The sequence below is a fragment of the Phenylobacterium sp. CCH9-H3 genome (assembly GCF_001557235.1).
Classification (GTDB): domain Bacteria; phylum Pseudomonadota; class Alphaproteobacteria; order Caulobacterales; family Caulobacteraceae; genus Phenylobacterium.
Window position 1 is genome coordinate 1 of record NZ_LSJI01000133.1, and the last position, 592, is coordinate 592.

At 74.2% G+C, this 592-nt stretch carries 1 protein-coding gene; it reads left to right on the forward strand.

The window, feature by feature from the left end; genetic code table 11:
* Positions 1 to 27: 27 nt before the first annotated feature.
* On the forward strand, positions 28 to 592 hold a 565-nt coding region (locus AX721_RS12960), incomplete at its 3' end, for a hypothetical protein (protein WP_369807902.1).

Consider the following 592-nt stretch of genomic DNA (forward strand, 5'->3'; position numbering starts at 1 on the left):
CCCCCACCCCATGTTCCCCTTCCGTTCATGGCGCAAGGTCTCGACCTCACGGAGCACGAACAGGCGTCCCTCGCCGAGCTGGCCGAGCTCGACATGGCGCTGGCGCGGCATGTCCATGCTCATGCGCTGGCGGCGGACGAGCCGGCGACCATCGCCGAGATGGCCCGGGCCTATCAGCGGATCGCGCGCTCGGCGCGGCAGAGCCTGGCGCTCACCGCCAAGCTGCGGCGGGATGCGGCGCGCGACGCCCTGGAGGCCGCTCGCGAGGCGCGGCTGAAGGCCGACCGCGACGCGATCCTGGCCCCCTTGGCGCGCTTCGCCCGCCCGGCCGATGACGCCTACGACTACGAAGACGAGGACGAGGACGACGAAGAGGTCGGGGCCGGCGACGAAGCCGAAGACGACGCCTGCGCGGACGACGCCGACGCCCCCGTCCCCGCCCCTGCCCCCATCGACCCCGCCGTCCTGGCCCGCGAGGCCGAACTGCGCACCGCCCTGCGCCGGCTGATCTGGGACGAGCGCGAGCGCCTGGAGACCGAGACGCCCGAGGACCTGTTCGTCCTGCTGGACGAGCGCCTGGAGGCGGTGCGGC